The sequence below is a fragment of the Bacillus sp. SIMBA_074 genome (assembly GCF_046534555.1).
GTDB classification, from domain to species: domain Bacteria; phylum Bacillota; class Bacilli; order Bacillales; family Bacillaceae_G; genus Bacillus_A; species Bacillus_A mycoides.
Genome location: NZ_JAWRYM010000060.1, coordinates 1 through 8064 on the forward strand (window position 1 = coordinate 1; position 8064 = coordinate 8064).

Consider the following 8064-nt stretch of genomic DNA (forward strand, 5'->3'; position numbering starts at 1 on the left):
GAGAATTTTAAAGAATTAAGGACTAGTCTATTAAAAAAAATCACTGACGAAGTATAACTTTTTACTTCCTAAATCGAGAATTATGTGAACATGAAAATCCCCCAGTCAAACAATCTGGAGGACTTTTTTATGGTTTGTTCTTGTCTTTTGGTCCTGCATTTGCTTTTTGGCTAGAGTGCTGGCTCGTCGTGTGGGGGCGAAACCCCACGTATTACGTATCTATTTTTTGAATAAGGACTATTTTGGAACGAATGATCTAAGCGGTTCGGCTCGTATACTTGCTTGTCCAAGTCGAGAACCATTGCTTTGCTTTTTGTCTGTCGGCTTGGCGAGAAAAGCACACGAGCCGAAAAAAGTTTTGCAAGGACAATATTAAAAAGAAAAGGCAATAGCCTTTAGGTGAGGATAAACGAACCGACTTTTTGATATTGAGGGTGGAGATTTTTGAGTGGTTTTCTCAAAAATACAACCCGTTCCTTGCGGAACTTTTAGCCCTATATATAAGAGTGAGAAGAGCAAAGTGAAGAAACTCAGTAATAGCAAGGTTTTGAGAGGGGGGGGGTGTTCGAAAATTCGAACACAGGTGTTCGAAAAAAGGTACACCTAAAAAATGGAAAATCAACAAAAAAAGAAGATGTCAATAGTGACATCTAAAATAAATAAATCGGTAAATTATGTTTTTTCTTATCTCCATCTACTTTAAAGTTTCTAAGAGACTTCTTAAAAATCTTCATAGTAGCCTTATCTACCCCATCTTTAGGAGAACAACATAGAATATTAGGATTCACAAACCATGTACGAGAACTACAAATACGTCCATCATCAGTTGTCATTCCTGATTCTGCAACTGCTAAAATTCCCTTTTCTAATAACCCATTCATTAAAACAGAAAGATTACTTCTACCTTTCCCTAACTTTTTTGCTAAATAACTCGGTGTAGCTGCATCTGCATCTATTTCGTCTGAATCTTCATCTGAACATTCAACTAAAATATTAGTTTTAAATTCTATGTATGGTATTAAGTCAATTAAAAAAGCTTTTTCAGCATTTGTCAGATATCCAATTTTACATAAATAATTAATATTATCAGTAATTATCTGCACAAATCTCACCCGATCTGTAGGTTTTTTCTTTTTCCCTATAAAATACTCTTCCCCACCAGACATTTTACTTAATACTTGTAGCATAATGACTCTTTCTTCTTCAGAAAGTCCACCACTACCTTCAAGTTTTTCATAAATGCTATTAATCTTACTATCTCTTTCTTTTGCCTTTTTTTCAGCTCGTCCGAAATCAATAATTTTCTTTGTCATATCTAGGTTAATTCCTCCTTAATTGAGGGAATCAACAAAAACACCTATTTTTTGCTATTTGATTATAAATCAAATTATGATAATCTATAATCAGATAAGTGAAGTTTAGGTATTTTCGTAGAATACCCTATGAAAAGAGTCATGTTACCGCATGGCTCTTTTTTTCATTCTATCACGTTTTCAATAACCTTAAAGATAAAAACAAAGTTTCCTTACTATTTTACCGCTCCATGTCCAATCCACGATGTCTATTCATTTCTTTTTTATGCTCACGTTCAAATTGATTATCTATTCCCTTACTATCCAATTCATTTTTAATAATCCCTCTAAACACCTTAAATTGCTCTTTAAAAACTTTTTTTGTTTGTACATACAAAACTCTTATATTCGTCTGTAGACCCTTTATATGAGCTTTTAATGAGCTGATTTCTCTATTTAATACACCAACTTCTTTTTGCAACTTACTTTTTTCTTGTTTCAACGTTCGATTTTCTTTCATCCAACCCTCTGCATGAGCTTTTAAACTTTCATTTTCTTTCACAAAATCTGTTTCTCTCAAACGCTCATAATCTTTTTTAATAATAACGGCTGCATTCACTTGCTTTGTTAATTCTTGATATTGTTCTGATGATAACACATAATTTCTTGTCTGTTTCTTCGTGATTTCAGCTTTTCCAAACATTTTATCCTGTACTTCTACTACTACTTCTTTACGTAAAAATGGAATTTTAACAGATTCATCTGGCACTTGATTTATAGCACTATCAAATTCTTTTTGTTTCTTTTTTAACTTTTTTTCTAATTCTAAATAGCGATGACTTATGAATTGAAATTTATCATTTTCATTTTTTATTTGTTGTTCTACTTCTTTTAATTCTTTGTATTTATCCACTACATCACTTTCCATACGTTTTCTCACTATCTGTAATTTTTCTACTTTTTCTTCAGTATCTTTCAAATGATGATCAACAGTTTGTAATTGCATTTCTTTTTCTTGTACTTGATTTTCAATAATTGATTTCGTTTCTGCATATTCCTTGTATTGACGGACTTTCATGTACTTATGTGAACCTACATTCGCACGTTCAAAATTCGGAATATGTTCTTTAGCCAATTGCTCAATATAGGCCGTTTCTAATGCTCTCCAATGTGCAATTAACTTTCTTCCTGTACCTTCTACACCTTGTTGTTGCAAAGCTTTATCCATTCCGACACGCCTCGTTAATCCTCGACTACTTTCGAAATTTGGTACATAGTTAATATGTAAATGCGGATTCGCTTCATCATCATGTAAAACCATGTTATAAGCTGCTAGATTAGGATTTCGCTCTTGAAACGCCTCAGCATACTGTTTTAACGCTTCCTTTTTGGCTTCCCTATATTTCGAGTCGTCTTTACCTTCCCCAATCGCTACAACCAATTCTCGTTGCTCATGCGTCTTATCGTCTTTATGTATTTTGTCATAATAATCATCAATTTTACGGTCATTCCGTTTTTGTTTCTCGTTATACTTGTCCACTGCTTCTTGAAAGACATCCTTGTATACACTTCGGATGTCCTTTTGAACAAAATAGATATTCTCGTCTAGCCTGGCTGGATCTATTCCAGGATTCCCATGAATATTTTCTCTGTTATTGTGGCTTAATGAACTTTGGTGAGATTGATTAAATGAGATAGACCCCAACATAAAGTGCCACCACTTTCCCTAGATTAATTGATACAATAAGTTTAGCAAGGCGACGAAATTGTGTCAATTGACGTAACCCTATACTTATTTTGACGCTAACGCATCAAAATCAATAGGGGTCTGCGACGCCTTTCGGCTCCACCGAGCCATACCCAGTATGGCAAAAACCTCGGACTTTGTCCGAACCTACAAGGGGAACTCTTCCCCTTGACCCCCTCAATCGAACTCCCCAACCCCTCAATCCTTGAGGGGCTCCCTCGCCAGTTGGCAGGCCAAAACGATTAACGTTTTGACAAACCAAGAGGGTCGCATAGTGAGTGTGTCAACTCCTTATCCTCCCGTACCCTTTCGGGTTCGGTCCGGTACCGTTGACACACACCATGCAATCACCTTTTATCTATTTCAGCTGTACTAAACAGTACAGTAACAAATAATAAAAAGAACCTTGCATAAGCAAGATTCAAAAAAACAAAGGAGATCGTACATGTGTATCTTTGCCTATCCCCTCGAAATGGAGGAAAAGCAAGTGAACTATTAACAAAATCTTTATAAATAAAGGATTTTAACTTCTTTTTGAAATGAAAAATTCTAGATTTATAGCTATGTGACTGAACCTCTAAAATCAAAAAAATTAAATATTATTTATCAAATAAATGAGTTAACATACCTTTACGATTTTCTAAAAAATATTTTGTAACCTGATAATGGTTAGTCATTTCATAATCTATTTCTTCTATACATTTACCATCAAAACTAAAAATAGTTGCCTCTGGATAACCTAATAAAATTGGAGAATGGGTGGCTATGATAAATTGTATGTTATTTTTTGAAGAAAGATCATAAAGTATTTTTAATAATACTAATTGCCCAGAAGGAGAAAGAGCTGCTTCAGGCTCATCTAGCAAATATAAAGCATCACTACTATTAAAACGATTTTTAAACAACGATAAAAAAGATTCACCGTGAGATTGCTCATGAAGAGAAATCCCTCCATATGATTTATAAACATCTTCTTCTGTTTGTTCATTTAATTCATCTAAATAAGATGCAAAATTATAAAAAGATTCCGCTCTTAAAAAAAAACCATTTGTTACTTTTGGAAACCATGATAAACGAATACATGAGCTTAAAACAGATACATCAATATTATCAACATTAACATTATTACGATTACCACCATTCAAGTTAAACCCACAATTATCTGCAATAGACTCTAATAATGTCGATTTTCCAGAACCATTTTCTCCTACAAAAAACGTTACATTATTTTTAAAGTTGAGTTCATCTAAATTTTTTATTACAGGAACACAAAAGGGATAATTCTTATAAGAACTAATTTTCTCTTTAAGTAAAGTAACTTTTTTTAAAAATATAACGAATCACTCCTCCAAACAAAATTAATATTAATATAATAAACTCACAAAATAATATATATCTTTTATTATTCAATGCTATCAATAGATTTAAAAGCGTTAATTATACCATACCCATATTCATTAAAATTGCCTAATCTATCTGTATTTTTTTGTAATACCCCTCTAACTTGCTGATTAGTTAATAATGGATCTTTTTCCATTATTAACGCAGCTAAACCAGTAACATAAGCAGCTGCCATAGAACTTCCACTATCTTTAATGTAATCTCCATTAAAAGAAGTACTCAATATATCTGTCCCTGGTGCCATCAATTCTAATTCTTTCCCTCTACTAGAAAATTCCCATCTTTTATTTTCTTCATCAAGAGCTCCCACTGAAATAACACTATCATATTTCGCTGGAATCATAACTGAATCTTCATTAAAATATCCTTTATTTCCAGCTGAAGATACTAATAAAATTCCTTTTTGATAAGCTAATTCAGCTGCTTTTTCAAATGATACTGATTCTTGAGTTCCATTAATACTCATTGAAATAATTTTTATGTGATTATTTATTGCCCAATCAATACCTTTAATAACATTACTATACTTACCATTGCCGTCTTTATCTAACGCTTTAACACTGTATAAATCAATACCTGGTGCTACACCTATTATCCCTTTATTATTATCAAGAGCTCCAACTATTCCAGCTATATGTGTTCCATGTCCATTATCATCATTATAGCTAGTTGTATAATCCAAAAATGAAACACCCCCAACAACGCGTAAATCTTCATGAGAAATATCAATCCCTGTATCTATAATAGCAACAGGTACATTTTTTCCAGTAATCCCATACTTATTATGAACATCAGGAACCTTAATCTTTTCAACTCCCCAAGGGATATTTTGTCCCAAAAACTTAGACATAGAAGATTGGTATCCCAAATTTTGATTAGACATTTTAATATTTTTATCATTTTCTATTCCTTCAACCGAATCATTTAAAACTAAATGATCTATAGCGTCAGTTGGTATTTTAGCTTTTACTACTGGTAAATTTTCATATATCTCTAAAATTTCACCTTTAGAATCAAAAATTAATTCTTTATTAACTCTATCTTTAAAAGTAATTAAAACTGTAGAATTTTTATCTTCATTTTCAGCAAATACAATGCCATTTATATTTATAATACCTAAAAATAATATAAAAAATGTTATAAAACAAATTATCTTTTTATACATATAAAAACCTCCTAAAAAAAGAACAATTAAAAAGAAAAAATCTTTAAAATTGTCCTTTTTTAATTTTATTTAATTGATCTAACAAATAAGTACAAATTTCAATATGAATCCCTTGTTTTTTTAAACTCATTAATAAATATTGAATTTCAAAATTTTGTGAGCATAGAATTCTAACATAAGATTCAAATTCCTTTACATTGGGTAACACATTTTTATACAAGGTATCATTATTAATACCTAAATCCTTAAACATATCCTTATCTTTTTCACTTTGCACAGAAAAAACTTCAAATTTCTCATCAATTTCCTTCTTTAAACGATAAGAAAATACATTTAAAACTTTTAAAATACTATTCACCTGTGTTTCATTTAAATCATGATTTAAGGCAAACATAAAAAATAGAAACTCATCACCATTAACCATTGTTTGAAGAAGTTTATTTTGATATTTCAATAACTGAACTTCTTTTACTAAATCAACCATATTTCCCTCCTACTAATATTTTTCAAATTATGATAAGAGATAGTTTATAGTTTTCTATCCTTAAAGACATAGAAAGCTATAAACTATCTAATTAATTATGCAATTACTAACATTATAGCCCAAGCTATTGTTCTAGCTGAAGATGAAGGAAAACCTAATGTATGGATCATATAATCAACTAATCTAGCTTCAATACTATTTGAAAAACTTTCTAAAGCATCTGCAAGTTGACCGGAATGTTTTTTAACTAAATTTGCATTTGTTTTACTTAAATTTTTTAGAATTGCACTTAAAGCATCCCCACCATATCTAAGTGCATAAACTACAGCAGTTTTTTTCCAACCTTGTGTTGTTACTTCTCCATCTACATCTGCATTAAGAGGTAGAGTATTGCCGATATTATAATTTTTTGTTTCAGTTTGTACCCTGATATCTTTTGCTTCCTCATTTTCTGCTGCTAGTGCAGATAATGGTGCTGTTGATAATAAAACTGTTGCAGCAAGAACAGATGCCGTAATTTTTTTTGCAAACATTAATAATCCCCCTAAATTAATATTCTTCCCATAATTTATAACAATATTACGAATTATAAGACCCATTTACTATATAAACACATCTTGTAAAAATAATCCATAAAAGGGGATCGATATGTAAAATTGCATATATATTTAACGATATATATAATTTTAAAAATATACAAACAACAAAAAAGCATATTTATAGTCTTAGTGCCAGCATTCTTCTAAATAGAATAAAGTAGAAAATTTTATTTAAAATAGAATATTAATAATAAGGGTAAACAAAACAAAACATAGTATATTGTGTTTTCTCTTGTTTTTATTTAAACATATATAGAACAAGGGAATGCTTGTAGACTGATCTGTACTGCATTCCCTTATTGTATGTATGCTATATTTCTATTCTTCTTTTTCCGACATTAGAACCCTACAAAAATATCAATCATATTTAATTTTTAAACAAACCGAAAAAACCTTTCCGTTTTTGTTTTTGATTTTGCTTCTGCATATCTCTAATGTTTTCAAGCAATAACTGATCTCGCTTCTCTAGCTTCTTCTCTATAAAAACTTCTAATTCACTGTTTTTACCTTCTACTTCAGCTAACTTTTTCTCCGTATTCGCTAAATGCTCTTTTGTCGTAACCAATTCATTCGTAATTTCTTGTAATTTTTGAACGAGTGCTTGATTGAATTGATTTTGTAACTGCTGATTTTCTAATACTTCATTCAATTTCTTTTCTAATTCTGATTTTTCTTCTTTTGAAACAAACGAATCAAGTTCTCCGTTTCGCCATGCCCGAACTTGATCGTAAGACCATTTTTGCACCTGTATTTTTTCTTTTATTGCTTTTAATTCTTCTATATTTTCCTTCGAGTATCTGCGATGCCCGCCTTGGCTTCGCTCCGTTTGTATGTTAAATTCGTTTGACCATACCTTTAGTAAATCGGGTGTGACCCCTAAAAGATCCGCAACAATTTTCGGTGTATGTATTTCCGATTTTAGTTCCAATTCTCATTCCTCCCCCAAAAACGGAATACGTTTTTCACGCATAAAACACAATTAAATCAACATTCCAATCAAAATCGGAATGTACTTACAACCGATATGACAACCGATTTTAAAAACGATTTAATTTCGAAATACATTCCGATTTTAACACTAATATGTATTACTTCTCGATAATAACATCAAAATCTTTTTTTATTTATACAAGATTTTATGCAAAAAAAGAATAGCGAGGATCCTCCGGATCCCCGCTATATCAACCATGTATAAAATCCTGTATAAGAAATAAATAAACATAGAAACAAGAATCCCTGTAAATACAAGGATTCTATCAAAATATTTACTACCGATAATGAGACGTTATGTAAATTAGTAATGAATAGAATATACAATTTTATCGTGGTATTTTAATTATATAATTGTATTAGAAAGTAGGTACTGATTTTGAAAA

At 31.0% G+C, this 8064-nt stretch carries 7 protein-coding genes; all 7 read right to left on the minus strand.

What is annotated here, in order from left to right; genetic code table 11:
* Nucleotides 1–650 precede the first annotated feature (650 nt).
* Complete coding sequence (locus tag SB773_RS29565) at nt 651–1313, minus strand: MarR family transcriptional regulator (RefSeq protein WP_410593753.1); 663 nt, start codon at nt 1311–1313, stop codon at nt 651–653.
* Between the two features lie 220 nt (nt 1314–1533).
* Complete coding sequence (locus SB773_RS29570) at nt 1534–3000, minus strand: plasmid recombination protein (RefSeq protein WP_410593755.1); 1467 nt, start codon at nt 2998–3000, stop codon at nt 1534–1536.
* A 638-nt stretch (nt 3001–3638) separates the two neighbouring features.
* Nucleotides 3639–4373: an AAA family ATPase gene (locus SB773_RS29575; RefSeq protein WP_410593765.1), complete on the minus strand. Its 735-nt coding sequence runs from the start codon at nt 4371–4373 to the stop codon at nt 3639–3641.
* A gap of 68 nt (nt 4374–4441) precedes the next feature.
* Entirely contained in the window at nt 4442–5605 is a 1164-nt protein-coding gene (locus tag SB773_RS29580; protein ID WP_410593757.1) for a S8 family peptidase, read from the minus strand.
* Between the two features lie 43 nt (nt 5606–5648).
* Nucleotides 5649–6089, minus strand: coding sequence for a DUF1878 domain-containing protein (locus SB773_RS29585; RefSeq protein WP_410593759.1), 441 nt, complete (start codon nt 6087–6089; stop codon nt 5649–5651).
* A 95-nt stretch (nt 6090–6184) separates the two neighbouring features.
* Entirely contained in the window at nt 6185–6622 is a 438-nt protein-coding gene (locus SB773_RS29590) for a hypothetical protein (RefSeq protein WP_410593761.1), read from the minus strand.
* Between the two features lie 433 nt (nt 6623–7055).
* Entirely contained in the window at nt 7056–7616 is a 561-nt protein-coding gene (locus tag SB773_RS29595) for a MerR family transcriptional regulator (protein WP_410593763.1), read from the minus strand.
* Nucleotides 7617–8064 lie beyond the last annotated feature (448 nt).